Genomic DNA, 25,402 nt, shown 5'->3' with positions numbered 1-25,402 from the left:
TTAGCTTTTACAGACTGGAGCGATTTAATCCGATATAATGGAGAAATATGTGAAGGAAAGGAAGAATTGCTTATGCATACACCATCTTCTTTAAAAAAGGGCAGCCACATTCGCGTGATTGCTCCAAGCCGAAGTGCCAGCATTTTATCAGAAGAAGGTATCGTTCAGGCCAAAAAACGTTTAGAGTCTTTAGGATTCACTGTTTCTTTTGGACAACACGTGTTTGAATGTGATCTGCATTCCTCTTCTTCTATTGAACACCGGTTATGTGATCTACATGAGGCATTCTCAAATGATCAAGTCGACGGCATTTTGACAGCCATTGGCGGCTTTAATTGCAATGAGCTTTTACCTTATATAGATTATGATTTGATCCGTCAGCACCCAAAAGTCCTTTGCGGCTACAGCGATATTACCGCACTTGCAAATGCCATTACCGCCAAATGTGACATGGTGACGTACTCAGGTCCTCATTTCTCCAGTTTCCAGATGGAACAGGGACAAGAGGAGCAGACAGCTATGTTTCAAGCGTGCGTAATGAGCAGCGAGCCATTTGATTTCATTCCTTCTACAAAGTGGAGTGATGATGCGTGGTATCTTAATCAAGCAAACAGGCAGTTTTATCCGACAACATGGGGAACTTATCAGGAAGGAACAGCTAAAGGCACCTTGTATGGCGGAAATCTTTGTACACTGAACTTACTGCAAGGGACACCCTTTATGCCTCGCATCAAGGATGCCATCTTATTTGTAGAAGATGATGACTTGGTCTTTCCTGAAACATTCGCCAGAGACCTTGCCTCGCTTTTGCAGCATGCCGAATCCATTAAAGGGTTAATCATCGGACGTTTTCAAAAGAAATCCAAGATGACAGAGGAACATTTGAGGTTCATTCTAGATAAGCACCCAATGCTTCAACACATTCCAGTGATTTACGATGTCGATATCGGACATACACAGCCGGTCTTCACCTTGCCGATTGGCGGGAGTGCCGAACTAACGTGTAATGGCGGTGAAGTGAAGCTGCGAATTTTTCAAAACTAAGAAGCCTACCTATTCAAAGAATAAAGCTGTTAAATGTCTATTATTAAAAAACTGAATAATAAAATAAAAAAATAACTTATCATTAGAGGTGTGTTTTTTGCAGAAAGATTTAGAAATCAAGTCATTAGAAGATGATAATTTAGGTATCTCAGATAACGTAGATAAATTCATAGAACAGTACATTAATTCTAATTTTACAGGTTCAATACTATTAAATGGAAAATGGGGAATTGGCAAAACAAGCTACTTAAATTTAATTAAGGAAAAATCCGATTCCAAGAAAACAAAATTTATCGATATCAATTTTTGGACTGATCCTTGGGTCACTAAGCCCTTTGAGTTATTTGCAAAGAAATTAACTCCTAAAATCTATTGGCTAGTTAAAACTTCACCAATTTCATTAGTATTATTATTAGGGATCATACAGCTTTTAAATAATATTTTCAGCAAATCAACAGAAAACATTTCAAAAATAGACTTTTTCATATGGTGCGCTTTAATACTTACAATAAGCTTGCTCAATTTATTAATAGATAAATTCTCAACAGAAAGTATATTTGAATGGTTAGTTAAGAAAAAATTAAAGTGTAAAAAGCACACAAAAAAAGTGATATTTATTTGTGATGATTTCGATAGATTAGAATCAGATAATAGAAAACAACTTTATGCATACTTATCAAAATTAAATTCTTTTGAAAAGAGCATTTTAATAGTTGTAGGTGAACATAATAAAATTTCACAAAATGAAGATGATTCTTTATTTATCCAAAAAATCCTTTCGAATTTTGAGAGTATGCCATTAAATAATAGAGCATCTCAAATTTGGATAAAAGTAATTGAGGAACAATTAAATAAAAGCAATTTAAATGTCATGGATCTAACAGACTCAGATAGATTATTATTTCAAGAACTTAGAAATGTTTTTGTAGATGAAAAAAGGACATTCCGAGAAGCGAAATTCTTGCTTAATATTCTTTATAAAAAATCACCAACATCAACTGATTTAAATGTTAATATTAGCGAACAACTGGCATTATGCTATTTCTATCAATTTCATTATAAAATCTACGAGTGGTTGGTTGAAAATTTAAATATTTTATACAAAGAAAAATTAATCCCACACGAAGATTTTTCTACCATTACTTCTTTGATAGAAAAAGATCACCTTAATTTAAAAGATACAATTGAAAAAGATATAGGTGAGAAGAGATCCCACAATTTATATGAACTCTTATACTATATATTTAACAAAAGTGAACATGCTAAATTCAACTATCCTAGTATAAAAAACGAAAAAAACTTCGAATATTATCAGATTGAAAATATATTAAGTATATCAACATTGAATATTGAAGTAGTTGAGGAAATATTTATTAATTTGAATAGCAAGTTAGATAAATTGATTGAAATACATTCAAAGGGTCAGATGGAGGATTTCAGCGATTTTTTAAGGAATCATTACCTTAGTTACACAAGTAATACTCCAGAAACTAAAATATTATCCTTACTGAGAAATATAATAGCTTTTAAGATGAAAAACTTGGAGCAAGACACGGCTTTTTTAAAATTATCTATATCAGATTCAATTATATATAATTGTTTGAATGCCTTAAAAAATATTTATAATAGAAGAGAAAAGGAAATTTTCAAAAATAATATTTTACCTCTAGATGAATTAGATATTTCTGAGAAATTAGAAATCCTACCTAAATTTGTGCCTGCACGTACAGATGAACAATCAAAAGAACAAATCGAACTAGTTAAGATTATTTTTGAGAATATCATCTTTGATCATATGGATAATGGTTTCAATATACTTACTGAAAAAAAACCGAGAAGTTGCTTTCTTTTCTTTAAAAAATATCAAACATATATAGATCGAAATTCAGATTACCAAGTGATTTTCGACAAAATTCTAACTTTAAATGATACTGAATTATTTAATTTCTTAAAAGATAAATTATCTTATAAAGTTACCTATCCAAACAATTCAGTAGCCAAAGCGCTGAGTTTAGATGATATAAGTTATAATCAAGCATTTAAAATAAATCTAAAAGAAAGAATAGCTAATTTACCGCAACATCAAAAGAATATTTTAGAAAAGATGATTGAGCTAAAGTTTTAAAATAGGATTCAAGAAAATTTTTCGAGAAAAAGTGATCCAATCCTCCTTCCCTTTCGTTAAGTAGTTGTAAAACAAAAAGAGAGAAGGCAACAACATGTTCTCTGATGTACTTAGCCAATTATTTGATTCTATTTCTAACATCATCAACACACTCGGATAATGTTCCACACCCGCTGTCCTGAGGAGATAGCGGGTGTTTTAATATCAAAAAGCCCCACTCATACAACAGAGCGGGGCATATCTTCATTACATCTTCTCCGGTGCTGATACACCAATGAGTTTCAATGCGTTAGCCAGTGTGATTTGTGTGGCTTTCATCAGCGATAGACGGGCTGTTGTTTTTGTTTCATTTTCAACATCAATGACTTTCTCGGCATTGTAGAAGCTGTGAAGGGCGGATGCTAGATCATAGATATAGTTTGTGACGCGGTGCGGAATACGTTTTTCTGCTGCTTCTGCTACGACTTCTGGGAAGCTGCCGATGATTTTGAGTAGATCGTATTCTTTTTCCGATTGAATATGAGAGAAATCTGCTTTCTCAAGATTCGGTTCGTAGCCTTTTTCTTCACCTTGACGAAGCATACTGCAAATTCTCGCATGTGCGTATTGTGCGTAGTACACAGGGTTTTCGTTAGACGTTGAAATCGCTAAGTCTAGGTCAAAGTCCATATGTGTCGCCGCACTTCTCATTGCAAAGAAATAACGAGTGGCATCTAAGCCTACTTCTTCGATTAGATCACGCATCGTGACTGCTTTTCCTGTACGCTTACTCATCTTCATCTTTTCACCGTTTTTGTAAAGGTGAACAAGCTGAATGATTTCGACTTCAAGCTTGTCAGCTGGATATCCAAGTGCTTGAATGGCGGCTTTCATTCGAGGAATATAGCCGTGGTGGTCTGCTCCCCAAATGTTAATCAACTGGTCAAACCCTCTGTCCAGTTTGTCCTTGTGATACGCGATGTCTGGAAGCAAGTACGTGAAGCTACCGTCTTTTTTAATGAGCACACGGTCCTTGTCATCACCAAAATCAGTTGAACGTAACCATGTTGCGCCGTCCGCTTCATAGATATAGCCTTTTTCACGAAGTGTTTCTAGTGCCGGCTCGATTTTTCCGTTTTCATATAAAGATGTTTCAGAATACCATACATCAAATGGGACACGGAAATTCTCAAGGTCCACACGTAATTTTTCTAATTCGTATTTCAATCCGTACTCACGGAAGAACTTCATGCGTTCTTCTTCTGATTCATGCACGAAGCGGTCACCAAATTCATCAGCGAGTTTCTGGCCAATGCCTTTGATGTCTTCTCCTCTATAGCCGTCCTCTGGCATTTCTTTTTCAAGACCGAGCGCCTCAAAGTAACGTACTTCTACAGATAGAGCAAGGTTATTGATCTGGTTTCCTGCATCGTTGATGTAGTATTCACGGCTCACGTCGAACCCTGCTTTATCAAGGATGTTGCAAAGGGAATCGCCTACAGCCGCACCGCGGGCATGTCCAAGGTGAAGGTCGCCAGTTGGGTTTGCTGAAACGAACTCAACCTGAACCTTTTGACCTTTGCCTGTATTTGTTTCCCCATATGCCTCTTTTGCTTCAAGAACAGCTGGAATCAGCTTGGTTAAATATTGATTGTTCATATAAAAGTTGATGAATCCCGGACCTGCGATATCCAGTTTTTCAATCGAAGCTTTTCCTTTGTCAAACGCATTCACAATATCCTCCGCAATTTGACGAGGTGCTTTTTTCGCAATGCGGGCAAGCTGCATCGCCATGTTGGTGGAATAATCACCGTGAGTTTTCTCTTTCGGTACTTCCAAAAGGACATCCGGTACCTGACTTTCATCAGCAAGTCCTGCTTTGACGACTGCCGCAATGATTTCTTCTTTTAACGCATCTTTGACCTGTTCTGCGATATTCATGAACGTAAATCCTCCTTGTAGGAAATTGATAATGTATGTAAATGCTTCTGATCTTCACCTGTCAGCATATCGTACGTAATGTGCAGTAAGCCATTGTCCACATCGAGATCAATGCCATGTGTGTGCACATCGAGCTGAAGGGTACCGAATGGCATCGTGTAATGTGTCACGGTCGTTTCACCAATGAGAAAGCGCTGCTTCATTTGAATAGCACCTGATCTCATGACAAAAATTTCTTTTTCACTTATTTTGACAACGGTTTTTACTTGACCCATTTCATGTTCTTCATGGTAAGTGAGATACGTTTTGTCATTCTTTTCTTGATACGTTCCAGTTGTTCGGAATTCGATCGTTTCAACCGGCTCCGTCTCTGGTTTCATCACTGACTTTACATGAATTGAAATTTGGTTTTGTGTCATTTTGCACTTCCTTTGCTAAGACCCGTTTAACTAAAATAGTATACCATATTCACGATCGCCTATCATCCCATCATTTCTCATCTGCATGCGGATGAAACCTCATGTTTGATCTTCAAAAAGCCCTTTAGAAAAAAAGAAAAATGAGACTAACCAATATCACGAGTGAAGCCTTTACCCATAAGCCTTGCCTGTTTATTAAACTTGCCAAAAATGCCTGAAAAAAATCAAATGGAGTGATACGTGCTTGGTTAAACACCACTTGCATCAACAGCGCAATCATAGTGAGATAGAAAAAGCCTCGATCCTGACACAGACCAACCATCTCTTCCTTTGCCTCTTTTTTCGCGGTGAAAGCAGACGGACACGCTGCCATTCAGCATGAGAGAGCCTACAGCAAGTAACAACATCAATATAGAAGAAAACACGCCTGTCTCCTTTATCATGTCACCCATGTAAAAAAAGAGCTTGTCCCTATGAGATGACAAGCTCCTCTATCAAGATGTTATTTCACAAATCCAAGCAGCATTTCACGCAAAAGCTTGCTTGCTGTATTCGCTGTTTGATCTGAATGATCATATACAGGCGCTACCTCCACAAGGTCTGCACCGACCACATGGACATCAGAGCCTGCAATCGCATGAATAGATGCCAGCAGTTCTTTTGACGTAATACCGCCAGCATCTACCGTTCCTGTACCAGGTGCATGAGCTGGGTCAAGTACATCAATATCGATCGTCACATACACTGTACGCCCTTTTAGCTTTGGCAATACTTGCTTCAACGGCTCGAGCACTTCAAATTTAGATATGTGCATGCCTGCTTCTTTTGCCCATTCAAATTCTTCCTTCATCCCAGAACGGATACCAAACGAGAATACATTTTCAGGTCCAATGAGTCCTGCTGCTTTACGAATCGGTGTCGAATGAGACAGCGGCTCGCCCTCATATTCCTCACGAAGATCCGTATGGGCATCCATATGGATAATCGCCAAATCGGGATATTTTTTGTACATCGCACGGAACACCGGCCAAGACACAAGATGCTCTCCACCCATTCCTAATGGGAACTTCCCTTTTTCTAAAATGCTGTCGACATACTCTTCAATTAAATCTAAGCTTTTCTGTGCATTTCCAAATGGAAGCGGAATGTCACCAGCATCAAAGAACGGCACCTCATGCAGCTCACGATCTAAATAAGGACTGTATTCCTCTAATCCAATGGAGACCTCACGAATGCGGTTCGGACCAAAACGTGAGCCTGGGCGGTAACTGACGGTCCAATCCATCGGCATGCCGTATAAAATGACTTTCGCATCTTCCCATGTCGGGTGACTTCCAATAAACACTTTTCCTGAGTAAGCCTCGTCGAATCTCATGCAAGATTCCTCCTTTTACGCTTCAAAAAATGCGCAAACTGTCATTTGCGCATTCCCATTTCGCTTGATTTATTTGATTAAGTCGCTGACAAATTTCGGCAGAACGAATGCCGCTTTGTGCAATTCTTTTGTGTAATATTTCGTATCAATTTCAAAGAAACGGCTGTCTTCTACAGCAAGTGGATCATATTTTTTAGAACCGATGGTGAATGTCCAAAGACCGCTTGGATACGTTGGAATATTCGCTGTGTAAAGCTTCGTAATTGGGAAAATTTCTTTTACATCACGCTGTACATTTGTAATTAACTCCGGTGTGAACCAAGGGTTGTCCGTTTGTGCAACGAAAATACCGTCTTCTTTTAATGCTTTAGAAATTCCGGCGTAGAATCCTTTAGAAAACAGGTTCACAGCTGGTCCGACTGGCTCAGTTGAGTCAACCATGATGACATCATATTCGTTGTCCGCTTCGGCAATGTGCATAAAGCCGTCTCCGACTTTGACATCCACACGTGGATCGTCTAGCTTACCAGCAATTGAAGGGAGAAATTTCTTCGAGTATTCGATGACCTTGCCATCAATATCAACCAGTGTCGCCTTTTTCACACTTGGGTGCTTCAGGATTTCACGAATAACACCGCCGTCTCCTCCGCCTACAACAAGGACATTTTCCGGGTTTGGATGAGTGAAAAGAGGAACATGTGCCACCATTTCGTGGTATACAAACTCATCTTTCTCTGATGTCATCACCATGCCGTCTAAAAACAGCATATTGCCAAACTCTTCTGTTTCCACCATTTCTAAATGCTGAAAGTCTGTTTGTTCTGTATGAAGGGTTTTCTTCACCTTCAACGTAATGCCAAAATTTTTCGTTTGCTTCTCTGTATACCAAAGTTCGCTCATTGTTCATCTTCCTCTCATCCAATAATAAACAAACATCTATTGTTAGCGCCTTTTATCGGCTATGAAGATATCGATTGTCCAAGAAAAAAGTATAGTGGATTCATATCAAATTGTAAAGAACCGCTTGATATATCTCCATGTTCAAAGCCAATCGCTTGTTTAAAACGGTTTTCTTTGTTCCATACTGATAAAAAACCGTCAAAATGGGGGCTTTGCATGGACACAATCATGAGTAATAAAAAAATCCGCATGACCGTGAAAACGATTCGAGCCTGTTTTTTTATCGGCTTGCTCGCTTTCCTATTTGCCGGCACAGTCTTTTTGACGATTCTTATCCTTGCCAAGTGGCAAGGCGCTCCTTCTGTTCAAGTTCCCCAATCCACGACCATTTATGCAGCAGATGGGTCAAAACTTGGCGAATCGAGCTTTGGAGAAAAGCGATACTGGGTTCCGCTAACAGACATGTCCCCTCATATGAGACAGGCAGTCGTAGCGGTTGAAGATAAAACGTTTTATCAGCATCATGGCTTTGATGTGAAACGAATGGCGGGTGCTGCGATAGCTGATATTCGTGCAATGGCAAAGGTGCAAGGGGCCAGCACGATCACCCAACAATATGCAAGAAATCTATATTTGGATCATGATAAAACATGGAAGCGGAAGTGGAATGAAGCCTTTTACACCATCCGCTTAGAGCAAAATTATACAAAAGATGAGATTTTAGAAGGATACTTGAACACCATTTATTATGGCCACGGCGCATACGGTGTGGAAGCGGCATCCCGTCTTTATTTTGGGAAAAAAGCGAAGAATTTAACCTTAGCCGAATCTGCTTTGCTTGCTGGTATCCCAAAGGGTCCTTCTCTCTATTCCCCTTATGTGAACGAGGAGAAAGCCGAAGCAAGAAGACATATGATTCTTAGGCAAATGCAAGAAGATGGCATGATTACGAAGAAAGCAGCTGCTGCCGCAGCCAAGGAAAAACTGACCTATCGCCCCTTACAGCAGAAGCAGCTGCAAGCAAAGCAAGCCCCGTATTTTTATGATGATGTGATTCGAGAACTGAAACAAACATTGGGCTTAACAGAGGAACAAATAGAAACCTATGGGCTTCATATCCAGACGACCTTACAACCTGAATTACAAAAAATCGCAGAAAAAACGGTAAAAAACATAATGGATTCAACATCAGACATTCAAATTGGCTTTACCGCCATCCATCCCCAAACAGGTCATGTACTTGCCTTAGTTGGGGGAAGAGATTATGAGAAAAGTCCATTCAACCGGGTCACACAAGCGAAAAGACAACCTGGTTCCACAATGAAACCTCTTCTCTATTACATGGCCTTGCAAAATGGGTTTACACCCGCAACCGTCATGCGCAGTGAGGAAACCGTTTTTGAACTGGATGGTCAAGGAAGCGGAGCAGCTTATTCGCCAAGCAACTATCACGGCTATTACGCCAATGACGGCATTACAATGCTTCAAGCTTTGGCTCTATCTGATAATATTTACGCGGTCAAAACCCACCTGTTTTTAGGAATGGAGCAGCTTGTAAGAGCTGGCAAGCTGTTTGGGATCAGCGAAAAACTAGAGCAAGTGCCTTCACTTGCGCTCGGTACGTCTCCTGTGAAACCAATCGAAATGACCAATGCGTACGCTATGCTGGTCAATGAAGGCAAACACGTCAAACCTACTTTCATTACGAAAGTGACCGACGCTAAAGGCAACGTACTCTTTGAGGAGAAACAAAAACGAGAGCAGGTACTAGATGAAAAAGCAGCATTTGTCACCACTGACATGATGTCAGGCATGTTCAATGATCAATTAAATGGCTATACAAGTGTCACTGGGCGTACGATTACAAAAGACCTCACACGAACATACGGGGGGAAATCGGGGACGACAGGTGCTGACAGCTGGATGATTGGCTTCTCTCCCCAGCTCGTCACAGGTGTGTGGACCGGCTATGATAAAGGGCGCACCATTGACTCAGTCGAAGAAACCGCCTATGCGAAAAAAATATGGGCTTCCTTTATGGAATCAGCCCTCTCGAACCAGCCCGCCTCCTCCTTCATGCCGCCAGACGGTGTAAAAGGGGTATATATCAATCCAAAAACCGGCGATCTCGCAGGCCCTGGATGTGAATCAAAGGTATTCACCTATTTTATAGAAGGAACCGAGCCAACAGGTGTCTGCTACGGTGCCGAGGAAAAAGCATCTGAAGAAGACCCGGTTCAGGATCAACAGCCAAAAAAATGGTGGGAAAAGTGGCTGAAACGTTAAAAAAGGACATGAAAAACCCCGAGATCTGCATCTCGGGATTCTCCATGTCCTAGCTTTAACACCAGTTTACTGAAAAAACGTCTAGAATTGGTATCCATTCATCATTCTTCACAAAAATTTCACAATTACTCAGGAACAGCCAATCCTTCTTTTAATTCATCTGTGGATGCTTCCCATAACGCCTCATTGTGACTTTTCAAGAAATCAGCAAGCACCTTTTTCGATCCATCATCCATATGGCTGACAACGATTTTACGCTTCATCGATTTATCCATTAAATTCACATGCTCAGGAAGTGACTTATACCCTCTGCGGATCGAGCGGTCAACGGTCATTTCACAGGCCGTCACACCTGCATAATAAGGGCCTTCTTCTCTACGGTCAATCGTTACCCATACGAGCCAATAAGGCTTTCCATTAGGTACTTCTTCTTTGGTTTTTAAAAACTTAATTCCTTTTTCGACGGCACTTCTTGCATGCATTGCACCAATATCAATGACAGCTTCCTTTTCCTCTACATCAATGATCACCGGCGAGATATTATCAAGGCTGAGGGCACCTGCCCCAAAACCTCCATGCCCATCCGTTGCATCTGTTTTTTTAATGATATTAAAACCAATTGGTTTCTTCTTTTTACCTTCCATTCATTAGACCTCCTAAAGCAGCGGTTTCAAAATAAGATTAAACCATTCAATCATTTGATCTCTCATACCGATCAATGGAACAAAAATAAACTGACCTAGCGGTGTGATGACAAATATGAGGAAAATGATGATCCCATACTGTTCAAATTGCGTCATCTTTGCACGGATGCCGGGACTGACAACATCCTCAATAATACGATATCCGTCCAGCGGTGGAATCGGTAATAAGTTAAATAGGAACAAAATCACGTTCAAGTTAATAAAGATTTGGAAGAAATAATCGACCCCCGGCTCAAAGCGCATGAGCGACTCCCCGCCAAATTTCTGAAGAAGCGCATACACACAAAAGCCCAAAAATGCCAAAACCAAATTACTTAAAGGTCCTGCGATCGACACACATATCCCTGCGAGACGTGGGTTTTTAAAATGGTACCGATTCACAGGTACAGGCCTCGCCCAGCCAAACCCAGCTACAAAGATCAAGATCGTCCCGAAAATATCAAGGTGCTTCAATGGATTGAGCGTCAGTCTCCCTTGATTTTTAGCTGTCGGATCTCCAAAACGATACGCAACATATGCATGCGCCAGCTCGTGCATCGTAAAAGCCACAACAAGCGTAATAGCGACATATGGAATCAGTTCTAATGGATAAACAAGAAATTGGTCCAAAGGCATGAATCCCTCTTTCTTTCTATACAATGATTTACTTCATTCAGTATACTATAAGAAGTCCCTTAAACTAAAGGGAAGCGTAGCACTACAGGAAAAAGGAGGTTGCCATCATGCCGATTATCACCGTTCAAATGCTTGAAGGAAGAACAGACGAACAGAAAAAAGCACTTGTAGAGAAAGTCACAGACGCCGTTATTGAAACAACAGGCGCAGAAGCAGAAAAAGTCTCTATCATTATTGAAGAAATGAAAAAAGAACATTTTGCCGTAGCAGGAAAGCGCATCAGCGATCTGTAAGCAATATAAAAGACGTCTCTTTTTCTAAAGGGACGTCTTTTATATTGCTTGCTAAATGAATTCAAACAAAATTAGAGTTGTATCCAGTTATTAGCCCTCTCTATATAAACTCAATCTGTTTTGTTTAGAATAGATCATGATTAAATTCGTTTGTATTCACGTAAAGATTGTGAGGCTAAAAATTATTTTCTTGTGCCAATTATTTTCAAAACACTTGTTGTAGCCAAAGTCGAACAAAAAATAATAATTAACTTGCCTACAACAATTTGATGACTACCTGTAGATACGACAACTATTATGACAGCGATTGATATCATTAATAATATGATAAATAATTTCTTCATTTTTATTACCCCTATTTAATCAAGTTAATAAGTCTATTATCTTGAATTAGATATACTTTATCCGCCAAATTTTCTTTCAATTGCTCAGAATGAGTGACTATAATAACAGATTTCGCATGTTCTTCTTTATATTTTTTGACAAGATCAATAATTATTCTTTGTGAATGAACATCCCAAGACATAAATGGCTCATCCAGCAAAAGAATATCTGGCTTTCTTGAAATACTTGCAATAAAAAAAAGTTTATCTTTCATTCCCTCAGAATAATGTTCGACTCTAGTATATAAATGTTGGTTCATCTCTAAATTATCAGAATAAAAACTGACATTTTCCCAGTATTGTTTTTTAGGTACACCCCACAAATTTCTAATTAATTCTAAATTTTCCTCACCTGTGAGAATATCATACAATAAATGATTACTTGGAACATATGCAATATTCTTTTTATATTCATTCCAATTTTCAACTGGAGTATCCTTAAATTTAAGCTCCCCTTGAAATTCGACAATACCTGCAATTATCTTTAATAAAGTAGATTTACCAGCTCCATTTGAACCAAGAATACAAATTATATTATGCGCATCAAGATTTAGATTTAAGTCTTCTAATATCGGTTTACCTTTATTGTAGTAAAAACTAACATCTTTTAAACTTAACAATTTAGACATTAACTAAGAACCCACCTCCAAAAGAAATAAGATTAAAGAGGAAGAGTACAATACAAAAGTTTAAGCTTGCTTTTTTAGAATAACCAACAAAATTGACTAATCCTAAAAACAAAATTCGAGAGGCCCAAACAACTGTTATAAAAGTTATAAGAAACACTATCACCATCACAATAGAATTTTCGAACATAAATATTAAATTTATACCAACAGAGTTACTAAAGAAAATCAAAGTGTTATATGTCAAAATCACAACAAAAAAACGACTTATTTTTAACGTAGGATGAAAAAAAATCATGACTAATAAATAAAGCAAAGAAATAATGAAATTGATAATCAGGTAAAAAGGGGTGAAAATAAAAGCAATAAAGGCATATAGTGCAAAGAAATTATAACTTTCACTACTAGGGAGAAGTTGCACTATAATACAAGTGACAAAAAACATATTTAATAGAATAATAATTAAATTCTGCAACAAAATTGATCTACTAGTTACTCTTTTTAAATTTAACGTTAAATACTTCTGAGGTTTAAAAACAAGTTGCATCTTTACCTCCTAAATTTATTAAAATATGAATGTTAGAAATCAATTATATTCAAACCCTACTCACAAAGTCTTCAATAATTGCTCCGAAAAATAGAGCTACGATTGCAACAACAAGAATTATTGAGCCATCTATAAGCATTGTCAAATAATTAATTTTACAAATTTCCCTTTTCAAAAATTTTAAAAATATTACTCCTGTAAAAGTTCCAAGAACTGAAAAGGATAACAAACCAAAAATCTCAATAAAGAAATGCGGCAACAATCCAGTAATTAAAGATTCTATATTTCCATTGACAATTAAACTATCTATTGTATTACCAACAATATAGCCATTCATTAACATTACAAATATAGGAATTGAACCACCTGTACAAAGTCCACCAATTAGACAAAGCAAACCAACATCTATATTATTAAGGAATATACTTGCATAAAAAACACTTTCGGGATTAGCTTGTCCTATATCGTCTTCTCGAAACAATAAACCAATAAAAACACCCACGACAAAAACTATAATGAAAAAAAATAAATATTCTTCCATCTCTTTAACACACCAATCAAACCATTCAAAATTTACCTCTTTCTAACTTATCAATACCCTTTTTAACAACTTTTTTTGATATGAATTTAAAAACAACTATAGTTAACATAAAATAAATAAAATAGTACAATTCAATATTATTAATCCATTTATATATAGGTATAAATATATTAATAAAACTGAATATTAACAATGGGACAACTATAAAATTCCTTGGTAGACTTTGAGCCTTAATATGCAATTCCTTTTCATCATAAGTACTTCCAACTTCCTGTATATCGTCAAAAGAAAATTTCGAAAAGAACGGAGCCATATACAATTGAATTAATGGTGATACTTTATAAACAGAAAACAACAATATAATGATTTGTAGAAATGATAATAAGTTCAACTCTTTTACAGAATTTATAACAATTAAAGATATGATCATATTTATAATAAAAGGTATAAATAAAATTACTTCTAATAATTTTATTTTCGCTTCAAACAACCCCATTACTCCATTTGGAGATGTTTTTAGTAAATCAATACTTTTCCCTTCAGAACCTAAAAAGAATACTTGAGGATACTCATAGGAAACTTCAAAGCAATGAATAATCATTGATAAAACATTAAAGAGAATTAGCATCGCCATTATTAATGAACTGTCATTAGTGTTTTTTACCATTCCTATTAAAATACCACAATAAAAAAAACTTTCTAACGAGTAGATTACAATAGAAAAGACTCCTGGCGATACGATCCATCGTTTTCTTTCTAAATTAATAAGTTCTTTTTTAAACAGAAATGATTTATTGGATCTGAAGACTTTGCTTATTAGATTAGTATAAATTGTAAACAAATCGAAGAATTCCTGTTTAGATTTTATTCGATCACTATTGTTATAATTAGGATATAAATTGGATGTTATAAAGATAATGCACATAGATAAAGCTAATAAAGCTAATAGTAAGAATGGTAAGTTAACAGAATATGTGATTCCACCATAAATTTCTTTGATTATCATCTTTAAATTAATAAAATCCCCACTAAATTCGTGAACAAATATGTCTTTTACACTTAACCAATATGAATCTTCTAATAATTGTTCTATGTTTTTAAATGGTTCTCTTAAGGCTAATATTATTTTTGCAAATTGATGACTTATCATGAATCCAAATGACATTAACCCGCAAGAGAAAATCATATATATGACAAATCTAAACAAACCGATTTTATTTTTAATTTTATATATTTGATACTTCCCCATTATACGATTCGAGATTATAAATAATAAGAAAATGATTAAAATGAGGTTGCAAACTAGTAATAAAAATAAACCAAAAGGTATTTTTAAAATAAAAAAAAGACATACAAATAAAGTTATTATAATATTCCAAGATTGTATGACAAACCATAACAGCTCTTCAATTAGTAGTAATACATATATTTGGCGATGATTTAGGGGTGAAGTACTTAATAAATCTTGATATATTGAAAAATGTGTTCTTCTATAAGTTAGAATTCCATTAGTTATTGCTAAAAAAAATAACAAGATAAATATACTCAATAAAAGAAATTCATTCCATCTTTCAATAAAACTATAGTATTTATGATATAAAAAAAAGGCTAAAACAGTAGATAAAATAGTGGAAATTATCATTCTAATGATTACAATATTCTTAATTCTTTTTAAAAAAGGAATCACTCTTACAAAAAATGAATAATCTTTTTCAGTACGCATAATCAAATGGATTTTTAAAATGTTTATATATCGTGTTATCACATGAATAACTCCTAAGATAATATTGCTTATTGATATTCTTCTAATAAGAGGAGAATTCCTCTTATTAGAAGGATTATACCTTACCAAGCAATAAATGCCTTTTTTCCTCTTTTTCTAAGTTCTTCTTTAAGATACAATGTAAGTGCTTGTCTACCTGCATTTGCAATGAGCCCTAATCCTCCGGTTAAAAAACCTGATAATATACCGATTATGACTGAGGCTGTTGCACCCATTCCTAGGTACCAAGTAAGTGTACTTCCCACTGCTGACGGAATGCCAAACTCTTTAGTTAGATAAGCAATAGGCAAGTTACCCATCACAAAGAAGTATGCAAATAATAGTGCAATACTAACTAAAAGTAATCCTGAGATTTTGAAAGCATTAACTCTAGCTGTCATTTCCTCACTCCTTCCTTTTATTTGTATTTTGAAACATAATAAAATTTAATCATAGTTCACTTGGAGTTTCAAGAAAAAATTAACTATTTTTATATAATTTAACTATTTTTATATGCAGTTAGTATTCACACGTTTTTGTATAACTTTTACATCGATAGAAGACATCTTTATTTTTTAATTTCTATTAACTACAAAACAAAGGGCCAGAATAAACGCTTTTCTAGCCCTTTGCAAATAATTTAAAATACAATTATTTTCTTCAATCGGTTCCTGCGAGTCACTCTTTTTATTTCTTACCTTATCTGTACCACGCTTTATTACGGTTCACTTGATTTTTATGAGCCGCATCGAAGAAATCGACAGTGTAAGAATAATCATAATTCATTAAGCAGACAATTCCGCTACCCTGAGGGTCATGCGGCAAACCAAAGTTATGGCCGTATTCATGCGTAGCCGCTTTTGCCGTATTCGCTGTTCCTTGATCAAGGTTGACACTGAATGCACTTCCGCTCGGTGCACTATTGTAAACATAAGCAATTCCGCCAGCATCAAAGTTTGGATTTGCTGTAAATCCTGTGACAAAATCGTATCCTCTGCCATCAAAGTTGCGCTGAAGGTTAGACAGAATTTGTGATGCATTTGATCCCGAAGACGTCCAAGACCCTACGGCTTGTACGACAAAGTCCACATCATGATCGCGGTTAAATGTCACGTCCGCCTGCTCAATGATACTGACAATGCGCGTCTGCCAATCACTATATTTCGCGCGATACTGTGCATCAGCTACTGCATAGACGGTCACTTTCTGACTGCCTGTACTAGCTTTTGTTGAAATCGAATCTCCTGTATTTGCTTTAAATGTTCTAGACCCTACCTGTTTACCAGACTCGTCTAAAATTTTTGTTGTTACATCTCGCTCAATTGGAGGTGCCGTCGTCAAATCTTTAAAATCATTTGCCTTTGGCAACCCTTCACTAATATGTGTTTCGAACGGTGCATGACCATGATCATGCCCATGACCTGCAATTGCAACTGGTGCTGAAGCTGAACTTACCCCCGGTAACAAACTACCTACCAATAAAAATGACAAAAAGACTGAACGCTTTTTCATTCCTATCCCTCCTTTGTTTTTCACAAGGTTATATATTCACTGAAAATTCACCATTTTCCTTCTATTCAGTCAAAAACAGGGAATTTGATATACAGGAAGAAAGTCGAATCATGTCATTTTCACTAATTTTTCGGATATTTCGACACACATTTCATCAAAAAACAGCACTTTTGGTCTGGGTCATTTACATGGTAATCATCCGCCTTTTTCTAAAATGATGTCATAGACCCAGCCACACCATATAAGGTTGAAAAAATTGATATTAGAAAAGATAAAGTCAGACTTTACTGATACCAATTATACTTCTCTGCAAATCTCCCTTATGATGAAAAACATAAAAACAATGCTACTTCAAAACAGAAGGGACGATCCGCATGTCTGGGAAAAAGCACATACAATTTGGATTAATGTTACATGGTCCAGGAGGCCACATGAATGCATGGAAGGATGAATCGGTTCCAGCAGATGCGAGTGTTAATATTGATTATTATCAAGCGATCACAAAAAAGGCAGAATCAGCGGGATTCCGTTTTGTCTTTGTCGCAGATGGCTTATATATTCATGAGCATTCCATTCCACATTTCTTGAACCGATTTGAGCCATTGACCATTTTATCTGCACTTGCCACGGTCACCACACAGATTGGACTTGTGGGCACTGTATCAACTTCCTACAGTGAGCCCTTTACCATTGCACGTCAATTTGCATCCCTAGATAAATTAAGTAAAGGCCGGGCCGGATGGAATGTTGTGACTTCTCCACTAGAAGGCTCTGCCGAAAACCACATCATCCGTTCGCATCCAAGCCATTCACTTCGATATGAAATTGCAGAAGAATACTTACAAGTAGTGAACGGTCTTTGGAGCTCATGGGAAGAAGATGCTTTTATAAGGGATCGATCCACTGGTGTTTTCTTTGATCGAGATAAACTGCACACATTAAACCATCATGGCAAGCACTTTTCTGTCAAAGGGCCTTTAAATATCGAACGATCTGATCAAGGGCAGCCCGTCATTTTCCAAGCAGGCGCGTCAGAGGCAGGAAAGGATTTAGCCGCAAAAGAAGCAGACGCCGTATTTACGAATGCAGATTCACTTGAAAAGGCAAAAGCATATTACCAGGATGTAAAAAATAGAGCCACAGCGCTGGGAAGAAAGCCATCTGATATCAAAATATTTCCTGGCATCCATCCGATTACAGGGAAAACCATCGAAGAAGCAGAAGAAAAGTATGAAGCCATTCAGCATTTGGTCTCTATTGAAGAAGCCCTTCATTACCTTGGCAGGTTCTTTGATCACTTAGACTTCAGTCAATTTCCACTTGATGAGCCATTTCCCGATATAGGTGATGCCGGTTCAAACAGCTTTCAATCCACAACAGAATCCATTAAAAAAATGGCCAAAGAACAAAAATTGACATTAAGAGAAGTCGCTTTACAAGTGACGACCCCAAAAAGTGCTTTTTTCGGAACTTACGAACAAGTGGCAGACCAGCTGATCCAATGGATTGAAGAAGACGCCGCAGATGGGTTTATTTTTGGTGCTCCTATTCTACCAAGCGGTTTATCTGAATGGACGGAGCACGTCATTCCGATATTAGTAGAAAAAGGATATTACGACCCAAATTATCCAGCTCATACCCTTCGTGAAAATTTGGGTCTGCCTATCAAGAAGAATCAGTTTCTCAAACAAACAGTGAAATAAACATGAAAGAGGGGTGAGCTCAAAGGCTCTCCCCTCTTTTTCTCATGCCTGATGCAATCGATTTTCAATGAGATCAATGAATTGAAGGACGGCTCTTCCTGGTGAATCATTTGTTTTCCTCAATAGACCAACTGGCGGAGAAACATGAATTCCCTTTATTTCTAATACCTTGGTGCCGGGAAGTGTAAAAGAATGAGCAGTTCGTGTAAAAAGAGATACTCCTAAGCCTGCCTGAACATAGTGTTTATGGGACATGCTGCTCGTAATCTCTAATTTATTGTAATTTGTCCCAATGACATTAACAATTTGTTGTTCAATTTGAATGCGGATAGGGCAATTATGGGGCGTAAATAAAATCGTCTCATCCTTTAAATCTGCTATCTCGACTACATCTTTCTCTGCCAATCGATGGGAAGAGGGAACGAGCAGAACGATATCATCTTGAAAAAGGGGCTTATAACTATTGTCCATCGAAGCTTCTGGTGCTCCGCAAATCGCAAAATCAATCTCATCATGAGAAAGTAAGGAACTCAATGTATTCGCATCCGCTACTTGCACAGAAAACTCTACATTCGGAAACCTTTCCTTGAATTCTGCAATAAGTGCAGGAAATTCTAAGCTGGCTGTAGGCTCCGAAACACCGATGCGAATGAATCCCGCAATGCCCACCTCTAAATCTTGGAGTGTTTTCGTCAATTTCTCATATTCATTGAGTAAAGAATTGGCTCTTTCATAAAAAAGCTGCCCTGATGCTGTTAACTTTAAGGTCTTCCCTCTTTCTAGAAGTTTCTCTCCAATTTCCTCTTCTAAATGCTTAATGTGCAAGGTAATGGTTGGCTGAGAATAATTCAGCGCTTCTGCTGCTTTTAAAAAATTCCCGTATTTCACAATTGTCGCAAAGGTGCGAATCGCACGAATCTCCATGAAAACCCCTCTTTTCCCTATATTTTAAATAACTAAATCGTGTATTTATGATTACTAATTATACTTTTCTATTGGTTTGCCTTATTATAATTTATATTATCAACTATTCCAAGCTGTTTAGAAGGAATTATAAGAAATGGAGGAGACGAATTGACGAAAGTAACCATTATAGCAGGCGGACATTCCGTCCAATCTCGACTAACCGGTGTCCTGCAGCATGTGAAGCATCGTTTAACGTTAAATGGGATTGATGTTCATATCATTCAAGTCCACCAGCTCCCTAGCGACGCCTTAATCGGAGCAGATTTTTCAAACGAAGACATTGTCAAAGCCATTGGTCTTGTGAATGAGAGCGACGGTGTCATTGTGTTAACACCCGTCTACAAAGCGTCTTTTTCCGGTATCTTAAAAACTTTTTTAGATTTACTTCCCCAGAAAGCATTCCAAGGGAAACCCGTCCTCCCTTGTGTTTTAGGAGGAACCTATGGTCACTTGCTCGTCATTGAATATGCACTTAAACCCATCATTCATCAACTCGGTGCAACCGCTGTTCAATCTGGCGTTTATGTGGTGGATCATCAGGTCACAAAGCAGGATTCAGACAGCTATGTGCTTGATCTAGATGCCACCAACAGATTAAACCTTGCACTATCTCAATATCAAAGTCTAATAGGAGGAACCGCCCATGTCGCTCACCCTTAGTATTCTTGATCAAAGCCTCGTCAGTGAAAATGAGAAAGCAGAGACGGGCATTCAGCATACCGTCAAACTAGCTGAAGCAGCAGATCAACTGGGTTATCACAGGTTTTGGGTATCTGAACATCACAATAATCCTCAAGTCGCTGGTTCTTCCCCTGAAGCACTTGCCGGCTATCTTTTAGCAAAAACGAACACCTTACGAATTGGCTCTGGCGGTGTCATGCTTCAGCATTACAGTCCGTTTAAGGTAGCTGAAACCTTCCACGTACTGGCATCATTAGCGCCTGGCAGAGTCGATTTAGGTGTTGGGAAAGCACCGGGAGGACTTAATCTATCGACACAAGCACTTCAGGAAAATGATCAAGCGTCACGGAAAGATTTTTCTCAAAAATTAGTGGAACTCAAAACGTATCTCACTGAACAAGCAAATGAATTAAATGCTCAGCCAATCCCCAGCGTATCACCCGATATGTTCCTTCTAGGCGGAAGTACTGAGAGCGCTGAATTGGCAGCAAAACTAGGAATCTCCTTTGTTTTTGCCTATTTTATTAACGGGGATGATGCCTTATTAAAAGAAGCAAGGGAGACCTTCAAAAAATATCAGAAAGAGGACACTCATCAGCAATTCCTTCTCGCCATCACCGTATCTGTAGCTGAAGACCATGAACAAGCTCTCTCGTACATCAAACAAAAGGAAACAGTGAAGGTCTCCTTTTCCGATGGAAGAAAGCTCAATGTGACATCACTAGAAGATGCAGAAAAGCTCGTGACAGGAACAAAGAAGGAACACTACAACATCCACATTCAAAAAGCAGGCTATACCGCTGGCACAAAAGAAACCGTTCATCATCGGCTGACTGAGCTAGCCGAGTCTTATGATATCAATGAATTCATCGTGCTATCTCCGATTGTAGACATTGATGCAAGAATAGCGTCTATCACATTATTAAAAGAAGCATTTGATCATGAACAAACAGCTAAAAAGCAAATCAATCAAGAGGTGAACGTCTAATGTCAAACAAACAAAAAATCATTTTATGGAGCAAAAATGGATGCAATTATTGTAAGGAAATTCAGTCCTACTTCAACGAACAGCACATTTCTTATGCAACGATTGATGTAACGGAACATGATCATTACAGAAATATTTTAGAAGAAAAATATGGCGTGCGTTATGTGCCTGTAGTAGAGATCAGCCGTGATCCCCATGTGTATCAAGCATTGCTGAATCCAGATATCAATGATTTACGAAAAGCGTTGATCTGACAGTACATATTTACACTTTTGAATGGAGGTTTGTCATGAGTCGAGATACTTTTCGCATCGCTACCGAAGAAGATGCGCCAGCTTTTCTAGAATTGCTGACCAGTGCATTTCAACCACTTGCTGAAATGGGCATTGATTGGCCATCCACAAGCGCCACACTTGAAATGGTCACAGAAAACATCAGACAGTCCGTTGCTGTTGTGTTAGAACGAGACGGGCGGCTCATATCAACCATCACCATACGTTTTCCTTGGGAGAGCACTCAACCGGTTTCAGGATATCCATTTGTTTGGTGGTTTGCTACAGCTCCTGATTTAGCAGGTCAAGGGATTGGAAATAAGCTGCTCGATTATGTGGAAAACACCTTGCTCCGCCAGACATATAAAGCGCCAGCATATACACTGGGCACTTCTGGCCGAAAGCATCCTTGGCTTTTAAAAATGTACGAACGAAAAGGATATACAAAATATATTGAACGTGAAGCCGATAATGGCGACTTAGGTGTATTGATGTATAAAGTGCTCATCCCTGAACGTTTCGATGCCGCCATACTAGGAGCACCGCCCGCAGAAGAAAAAGTCGAAACGACTTCTATATAGGAGGTAATTCAACATGGGTGAGTTTTTCAAATGGGAGTATGTGGTGACGCTCTTCCCTAAAGTATTGTCGGCTCTTCCGACAACCTTGCTGATTGTGTTATTTGCCACATTGATTGGCAGTTTTCTTGGATTCATTCTTGCTTATTTTCGAATCGAGCGCATCCCCGTCCTGCATCAACTCAGTGCAATCTATGTCTCATTTATTCGCGGCACACCTATCCTTGTCCAAATGTTTATTGTCTTTTATGGCCTGCCAGGTGTGCTTGCAACAATTGGACTTGATATCTCCATGTGGAACAAATTGATCTTTCTTTACATTACATATGGACTCAATACAGCAGCCTATTTTTCAGAAATATATCGGTCTGCTTTATCGAGTGTCCCATTATCTCAATATGAAGCGGCTGCCTCCATCGGGATGACGAAATGGCAGATTTATAGAAGAACGCTCATTCCTCAAGCAGGAAAAAGCGCTCTCCCGAATATTGGCGTGGCCATCGTCAACTTATTACAAAATACCTCTCTCGCCTTTACACTCGGCGTGATGGACATTATAGGAAAGGTGCAAACATTAGGGGCTCTATACTACCGCGTATTAGAAGGATACTTTATTGCTGCCGTCATTTTTATCGTGTTAAGTCTGCTGCTAGAAAAAGCGTTTGACCTATTGGAAAAGCGAGTCAGTACACCGAAAACAAGAAAACAGCGTCAGACGACATTCATTTCCTTAAAAAGAGCCGACACGGCCTTCACTACTTTAGAAAAACGTGCGAAGTAAAAAGAGGAGGATTTCACATGAAAAATCACAAACTATTCAAAAAACATTCCATCATTGGTCTGCTTGCACTTGGATCATTGCTCCTTGCTGCCTGCGGTAATGATGAACAATCTAATGAAGTCAAAGCAGAAGCAGCGAATAATCATCCCGATGCTAAAGAAATCATCATTGGAACAGGGAACGCTTACCAGCCCTTTGTTTACTTAGACGAAAATGGAAAATTAACAGGCTATGAGAAGGCTGTATTAGATGAAGTCGATCAGCTGCTTCCACAATACACATTTAAATATGAATCCTTTGAGTTTAAAAATATTTTACCTGCATTAGATGCTGGTAAAGTAGATCTCGCTGCCCATCAATATGAAATCAATGATGAGCGTCAGAAGAAATATCTATTTGGAAAAGTGGGCTACACCGATTATACAAGCTATGTGGTTGTTGATAAGGCGTCCGGTCATGACTTTCAAAGCCTGAACGACTTGGCTGGGCACAAGGTGCATGCGTCCACTGGAAGTAACTTTGCTTATCTTCTAGAGCAATATAACCAAAAGCATGACCGAAAAATTGACATTGTCTATGGGGATGGAGGAAACGAAATACTGGTCAAAAACTTGCAGAATGGCACAGTCGATGCGGCCTTGCTCACAAAGTATGATGTCAATAAGCTAAACAAACAATTCAATGCCAACCTTGTCACCTCTGGAAAGCCTGTGAACGTATCTAAAACGTATTATCTTTATCAAAAAAACAATACGACACTTCAAAAAGACATTGATCAAGCATTACAAAAGCTGATCGATAACGGAAAGCTCGCTGAACTGTCTAAGAAAATATTGGGCGGAGATTTTACTCAATCATAAGAAAGGAGCCGTCAGAATGGATTTTGATGTTGCTTTTATGTTTCAGGCCTTTCTAGCTGCACTTCATTATTTGCCAACGACTCTGCTATTAGGCTTTCTCCCGCTATTATTTGGCTCCGTCTTTGGCTTTGGCATTGCCCTTATTCGTTTTTATCAAGTGCCTGTATTGTCTCAAGTGTTCAAATGGTTTGTGGCCATATTTAAAGCCATTCCGGTTGTATTAATCTTGCTCGTTTCTTATCTGATGTTTTCCGATTCGCTTGATCACTTGGCTGCATCTCTTTCGCTGCCGATTCGTTTTAGTGATATGGATAGAAGGTGGATTGCGATTTTCTCCCTCACCTTATATGCCATCAGCGGGCTTTCAGAAATATTTCGAAGCTCTCTTGCGTCCATTCCAAAAGGTCAATTTGATGCCGCTCGATCCATTGGTTTTACAGGGAAACAGGTTTTGCGAAGGGTCATCATTCCACAGGTCTTTCCCATCTCCCTTCCTTTACTGAACAACATGCTGATCAGTTTAATCAAAGCCTCTTCTCTCGTCTCTATGGTGTCTGTGGTCGATATTTTAAACGGTGCTTTAATCAAAGCCAATGTGAACTATCGTTATCTTGAAGCATACATCGCTGTTGCCCTGATTTACTGGGCTCTGTGTGCCTCTATCGAAGCCATCACAGCCGCATATGAGACATATGTACTCAAAAGCAAAAGGAGACGATTGGCATGATTGACATTAAACAGGTGCATAAAGCGTTCGGTAAAAGCCAGATTCTGAGAGGAATTGATTTAACGGTAGAAAGGGGCGAAGTGGTCGTCATTTTAGGTCCGAGTGGTTCTGGGAAATCAACCTTTCTGCGATGCTTGAATTTTCTTGAGCGTGCGGATCAAGGAGAAATCAGCATTGATCACACGACCGTCAAGTTCAATCAAGCAAGGCCTAAAGACATTCTGGCACTTCGCAGAAAAACAGCGATGGTCTTTCAGCAATACGATTTGTTTATTCATAAGACAGCTCTTGAGAATGTCATGGAAGGCTTAGTCATTGCCCGTAAGCATCCGAAAAACCAAGCCTATGACACAGCCCTCCATTTGCTCACAAAAGTAGGGCTACTAGAAAAAAAGGATGCCTATCCGCATCAATTATCCGGCGGGCAGCAGCAGCGAGTAGGCATTGCAAGAGCACTTGCATTGAATCCGGAAGTCATTTTGTTTGATGAGCCGACCTCCGCCTTAGATCCCGAGCTTGTAGGTGAAACACTTGAAGTCATTAAACAAGTAGCACAAACTGGGGTCACGATGATCATCGTCACGCACGAGATGAGCTTTGCCTATGACATTGCCGACAGAGTGATTTTTATGGAGGATGGCGTGATCGTTGAATCAGGCACACCAGAAGAAGTCTTTGAACATACTAAAGAAGAACGCACAAAACAATTTTTAGCAAGATTTTCTTATAACCATTCATAAAAAAAACAAGTCGTTCCAAGGAGATCGACTTGTTTTTTCTGTTTCTTATATGCC

At 38.3% G+C, this 25,402-nt stretch carries 25 protein-coding genes; 13 read left to right on the top strand and 12 right to left on the bottom strand.

Features of this window, described 5'->3' with window-relative positions; genetic code table 11:
• Positions 1–72 precede the first annotated feature (72 nt).
• A complete protein-coding gene (locus tag BK049_RS10025) occupies positions 73–1,044 on the top strand; it encodes a S66 family peptidase (protein WP_008355027.1) in 972 nt (323 codons plus the stop codon).
• Between the two features lie 97 nt (positions 1,045–1,141).
• Positions 1,142–3,169, top strand: coding sequence for a P-loop NTPase fold protein (locus BK049_RS10020; protein WP_071168423.1), 2,028 nt, complete (start codon positions 1,142–1,144; stop codon positions 3,167–3,169).
• A 246-nt stretch (positions 3,170–3,415) separates the two neighbouring features.
• Here BK049_RS10020 and argS read toward each other — a convergent pair whose 3' ends face one another.
• From argS to speE, 4 genes are all read right to left on the bottom strand, one after another.
• Positions 3,416–5,089, bottom strand: coding sequence for an arginine--tRNA ligase (argS, locus tag BK049_RS10015; RefSeq protein WP_008355032.1), 1,674 nt, complete (start codon positions 5,087–5,089; stop codon positions 3,416–3,418).
• The gene (locus tag BK049_RS10010; RefSeq protein ID WP_008355035.1) at positions 5,086–5,508 is read right to left on the bottom strand and encodes a YwiB family protein; all 423 of its coding nucleotides are present in this window, start codon (positions 5,506–5,508) and stop codon (positions 5,086–5,088) included. The genes argS and BK049_RS10010 overlap by 4 nt, the downstream gene beginning before the upstream one ends.
• Positions 5,509–6,010: 502 nt before the next feature.
• Positions 6,011–6,883, bottom strand: a complete 873-nt coding sequence (gene speB, locus BK049_RS10000; protein WP_071168422.1) for an agmatinase — start codon at positions 6,881–6,883, stop codon at positions 6,011–6,013.
• A 69-nt stretch (positions 6,884–6,952) separates the two neighbouring features.
• Positions 6,953–7,783 carry a spermidine synthase gene (gene speE / locus BK049_RS09995; RefSeq protein ID WP_071168421.1) on the bottom strand — a complete coding sequence of 277 codons (831 nt, stop codon included), beginning with the start codon at positions 7,781–7,783 and terminating at the stop codon, positions 6,953–6,955.
• A gap of 216 nt (positions 7,784–7,999) precedes the next feature.
• Here speE and BK049_RS09990 point away from each other — a divergent pair, with 216 nt between their 5' ends.
• Positions 8,000–10,069 (top strand): transglycosylase domain-containing protein, encoded by a 2,070-nt coding sequence (locus tag BK049_RS09990; protein WP_071168420.1) that lies wholly within the window; start codon positions 8,000–8,002, stop codon positions 10,067–10,069.
• A 125-nt stretch (positions 10,070–10,194) separates the two neighbouring features.
• Here the strand turns inward: BK049_RS09990 and BK049_RS09985 are convergent, their stop codons facing one another.
• A complete protein-coding gene (locus tag BK049_RS09985) occupies positions 10,195–10,713 on the bottom strand; it encodes a YwhD family protein (protein WP_007497712.1) in 519 nt (172 codons plus the stop codon).
• Between the two features lie 12 nt (positions 10,714–10,725).
• The gene (locus BK049_RS09980; protein WP_071168419.1) at positions 10,726–11,388 is read right to left on the bottom strand and encodes a site-2 protease family protein; all 663 of its coding nucleotides are present in this window, start codon (positions 11,386–11,388) and stop codon (positions 10,726–10,728) included.
• Positions 11,389–11,495: 107 nt separating this feature from the next.
• Between BK049_RS09980 and BK049_RS09975 the strand changes: the two genes are divergently transcribed.
• On the top strand, positions 11,496–11,681 hold the full coding sequence (locus BK049_RS09975; protein WP_008355048.1) for a 2-hydroxymuconate tautomerase: 186 nt from the start codon (positions 11,496–11,498) through the stop codon (positions 11,679–11,681).
• Positions 11,682–12,036: 355 nt separating this feature from the next.
• On the opposite strand, the gene BK049_RS09970 is transcribed toward BK049_RS09975, so the two are convergent.
• From BK049_RS09970 to BK049_RS09945, 5 genes are all read right to left on the bottom strand, one after another.
• Positions 12,037–12,693, bottom strand: coding sequence for an ATP-binding cassette domain-containing protein (locus BK049_RS09970; RefSeq protein WP_008355051.1), 657 nt, complete (start codon positions 12,691–12,693; stop codon positions 12,037–12,039).
• Between the two features lie 593 nt (positions 12,694–13,286).
• Complete coding sequence (locus BK049_RS09960; RefSeq protein ID WP_071168418.1) at positions 13,287–13,778, bottom strand: stage II sporulation protein M; 492 nt, start codon at positions 13,776–13,778, stop codon at positions 13,287–13,289.
• A 25-nt stretch (positions 13,779–13,803) separates the two neighbouring features.
• Positions 13,804–15,543 (bottom strand): hypothetical protein, encoded by a 1,740-nt coding sequence (locus BK049_RS09955; protein ID WP_008355057.1) that lies wholly within the window; start codon positions 15,541–15,543, stop codon positions 13,804–13,806.
• 80 nt (positions 15,544–15,623) lie between these two features.
• A complete protein-coding gene (locus tag BK049_RS09950) occupies positions 15,624–15,941 on the bottom strand; it encodes an uberolysin/carnocyclin family circular bacteriocin (protein ID WP_008355058.1) in 318 nt (105 codons plus the stop codon).
• Positions 15,942–16,239: 298 nt separating this feature from the next.
• Positions 16,240–17,052 carry a zinc-dependent metalloprotease gene (locus tag BK049_RS09945; protein WP_008355060.1) on the bottom strand — a complete coding sequence of 271 codons (813 nt, stop codon included), beginning with the start codon at positions 17,050–17,052 and terminating at the stop codon, positions 16,240–16,242.
• Between the two features lie 374 nt (positions 17,053–17,426).
• Between BK049_RS09945 and BK049_RS09940 the strand changes: the two genes are divergently transcribed.
• The gene (locus tag BK049_RS09940) at positions 17,427–18,755 is read left to right on the top strand and encodes an LLM class flavin-dependent oxidoreductase (protein WP_008355062.1); all 1,329 of its coding nucleotides are present in this window, start codon (positions 17,427–17,429) and stop codon (positions 18,753–18,755) included.
• A gap of 42 nt (positions 18,756–18,797) precedes the next feature.
• Here the strand turns inward: BK049_RS09940 and BK049_RS09935 are convergent, their stop codons facing one another.
• The gene (locus BK049_RS09935; protein WP_008355065.1) at positions 18,798–19,679 is read right to left on the bottom strand and encodes a LysR family transcriptional regulator; all 882 of its coding nucleotides are present in this window, start codon (positions 19,677–19,679) and stop codon (positions 18,798–18,800) included.
• Positions 19,680–19,829: 150 nt separating this feature from the next.
• Here BK049_RS09935 and ssuE point away from each other — a divergent pair, with 150 nt between their 5' ends.
• Genes ssuE through BK049_RS09895 form a run of 8 tightly spaced genes read left to right on the top strand, consistent with a single transcriptional unit; the run spans position 19,830 to position 25,348 of the window.
• Positions 19,830–20,381 (top strand): NADPH-dependent FMN reductase, encoded by a 552-nt coding sequence (ssuE, locus tag BK049_RS09930; protein ID WP_008355067.1) that lies wholly within the window; start codon positions 19,830–19,832, stop codon positions 20,379–20,381.
• Positions 20,365–21,390, top strand: coding sequence for an LLM class flavin-dependent oxidoreductase (locus BK049_RS09925; protein WP_008355070.1), 1,026 nt, complete (start codon positions 20,365–20,367; stop codon positions 21,388–21,390). Before ssuE ends, BK049_RS09925 begins: the two co-directional genes overlap by 17 nt.
• Positions 21,390–21,644 carry a glutaredoxin family protein gene (locus tag BK049_RS09920; protein WP_008355073.1) on the top strand — a complete coding sequence of 85 codons (255 nt, stop codon included), beginning with the start codon at positions 21,390–21,392 and terminating at the stop codon, positions 21,642–21,644. The genes BK049_RS09925 and BK049_RS09920 overlap by 1 nt, the downstream gene beginning before the upstream one ends.
• A gap of 35 nt (positions 21,645–21,679) precedes the next feature.
• Complete coding sequence (locus BK049_RS09915) at positions 21,680–22,243, top strand: GNAT family N-acetyltransferase (protein WP_008355075.1); 564 nt, start codon at positions 21,680–21,682, stop codon at positions 22,241–22,243.
• 13 nt (positions 22,244–22,256) lie between these two features.
• Entirely contained in the window at positions 22,257–23,021 is a 765-nt protein-coding gene (locus BK049_RS09910) for an amino acid ABC transporter permease (RefSeq protein WP_071168417.1), read from the top strand.
• A gap of 17 nt (positions 23,022–23,038) precedes the next feature.
• Positions 23,039–23,881 (top strand): transporter substrate-binding domain-containing protein, encoded by an 843-nt coding sequence (locus BK049_RS09905; protein ID WP_071168416.1) that lies wholly within the window; start codon positions 23,039–23,041, stop codon positions 23,879–23,881.
• A gap of 16 nt (positions 23,882–23,897) precedes the next feature.
• Positions 23,898–24,608 carry an ABC transporter permease subunit gene (locus BK049_RS09900; protein WP_071168415.1) on the top strand — a complete coding sequence of 237 codons (711 nt, stop codon included), beginning with the start codon at positions 23,898–23,900 and terminating at the stop codon, positions 24,606–24,608.
• A complete protein-coding gene (locus BK049_RS09895) occupies positions 24,605–25,348 on the top strand; it encodes an amino acid ABC transporter ATP-binding protein (RefSeq protein ID WP_071168414.1) in 744 nt (247 codons plus the stop codon). The genes BK049_RS09900 and BK049_RS09895 overlap by 4 nt, the downstream gene beginning before the upstream one ends.
• The last annotated feature ends 54 nt before the right edge of the window (positions 25,349–25,402 follow it).

Origin of the sequence: Bacillus xiamenensis (assembly GCF_001857925.1) — a bacterium.
In the GTDB taxonomy this organism is placed as follows: domain Bacteria; phylum Bacillota; class Bacilli; order Bacillales; family Bacillaceae; genus Bacillus; species Bacillus xiamenensis.
Note: the sequence above shows the minus strand (reverse complement) of the source record. Positions and strands in the feature narration are given on the sequence as shown.

Excerpts from the sequence above, each read along its gene's own strand:
- BK049_RS10025 (WP_008355027.1), top strand. The coding sequence starts at position 73 with ATGCATACACCATCTTCTTTAAAAAAGGGCAGCCACATTCGCGTGATT.
- argS (WP_008355032.1), bottom strand. The coding sequence starts at position 5,089 with ATGAATATCGCAGAACAGGTCAAAGATGCGTTAAAAGAAGAAATCATT.
- BK049_RS10010 (WP_008355035.1), bottom strand. The coding sequence starts at position 5,508 with ATGACACAAAACCAAATTTCAATTCATGTAAAGTCAGTGATGAAACCA.
- speB (WP_071168422.1), bottom strand. The coding sequence starts at position 6,883 with ATGAGATTCGACGAGGCTTACTCAGGAAAAGTGTTTATTGGAAGTCAC.
- speE (WP_071168421.1), bottom strand. The coding sequence starts at position 7,783 with ATGAGCGAACTTTGGTATACAGAGAAGCAAACGAAAAATTTTGGCATT.
- BK049_RS09990 (WP_071168420.1), top strand. The coding sequence starts at position 8,000 with ATGGACACAATCATGAGTAATAAAAAAATCCGCATGACCGTGAAAACG.
- BK049_RS09985 (WP_007497712.1), bottom strand. The coding sequence starts at position 10,713 with ATGGAAGGTAAAAAGAAGAAACCAATTGGTTTTAATATCATTAAAAAA.
- BK049_RS09980 (WP_071168419.1), bottom strand. The coding sequence starts at position 11,388 with ATGCCTTTGGACCAATTTCTTGTTTATCCATTAGAACTGATTCCATAT.
- BK049_RS09975 (WP_008355048.1), top strand. The coding sequence starts at position 11,496 with ATGCCGATTATCACCGTTCAAATGCTTGAAGGAAGAACAGACGAACAG.
- BK049_RS09970 (WP_008355051.1), bottom strand. The coding sequence starts at position 12,693 with ATGTCTAAATTGTTAAGTTTAAAAGATGTTAGTTTTTACTACAATAAA.
- BK049_RS09960 (WP_071168418.1), bottom strand. The coding sequence starts at position 13,778 with ATGGAAGAATATTTATTTTTTTTCATTATAGTTTTTGTCGTGGGTGTT.
- BK049_RS09950 (WP_008355058.1), bottom strand. The coding sequence starts at position 15,941 with ATGACAGCTAGAGTTAATGCTTTCAAAATCTCAGGATTACTTTTAGTT.
- BK049_RS09945 (WP_008355060.1), bottom strand. The coding sequence starts at position 17,052 with ATGAAAAAGCGTTCAGTCTTTTTGTCATTTTTATTGGTAGGTAGTTTG.
- BK049_RS09940 (WP_008355062.1), top strand. The coding sequence starts at position 17,427 with ATGTCTGGGAAAAAGCACATACAATTTGGATTAATGTTACATGGTCCA.
- BK049_RS09935 (WP_008355065.1), bottom strand. The coding sequence starts at position 19,679 with ATGGAGATTCGTGCGATTCGCACCTTTGCGACAATTGTGAAATACGGG.
- BK049_RS09925 (WP_008355070.1), top strand. The coding sequence starts at position 20,365 with ATGTCGCTCACCCTTAGTATTCTTGATCAAAGCCTCGTCAGTGAAAAT.
- BK049_RS09920 (WP_008355073.1), top strand. The coding sequence starts at position 21,390 with ATGTCAAACAAACAAAAAATCATTTTATGGAGCAAAAATGGATGCAAT.
- BK049_RS09915 (WP_008355075.1), top strand. The coding sequence starts at position 21,680 with ATGAGTCGAGATACTTTTCGCATCGCTACCGAAGAAGATGCGCCAGCT.
- BK049_RS09910 (WP_071168417.1), top strand. The coding sequence starts at position 22,257 with ATGGGTGAGTTTTTCAAATGGGAGTATGTGGTGACGCTCTTCCCTAAA.
- BK049_RS09905 (WP_071168416.1), top strand. The coding sequence starts at position 23,039 with ATGAAAAATCACAAACTATTCAAAAAACATTCCATCATTGGTCTGCTT.
- BK049_RS09900 (WP_071168415.1), top strand. The coding sequence starts at position 23,898 with ATGGATTTTGATGTTGCTTTTATGTTTCAGGCCTTTCTAGCTGCACTT.
- BK049_RS09895 (WP_071168414.1), top strand. The coding sequence starts at position 24,605 with ATGATTGACATTAAACAGGTGCATAAAGCGTTCGGTAAAAGCCAGATT.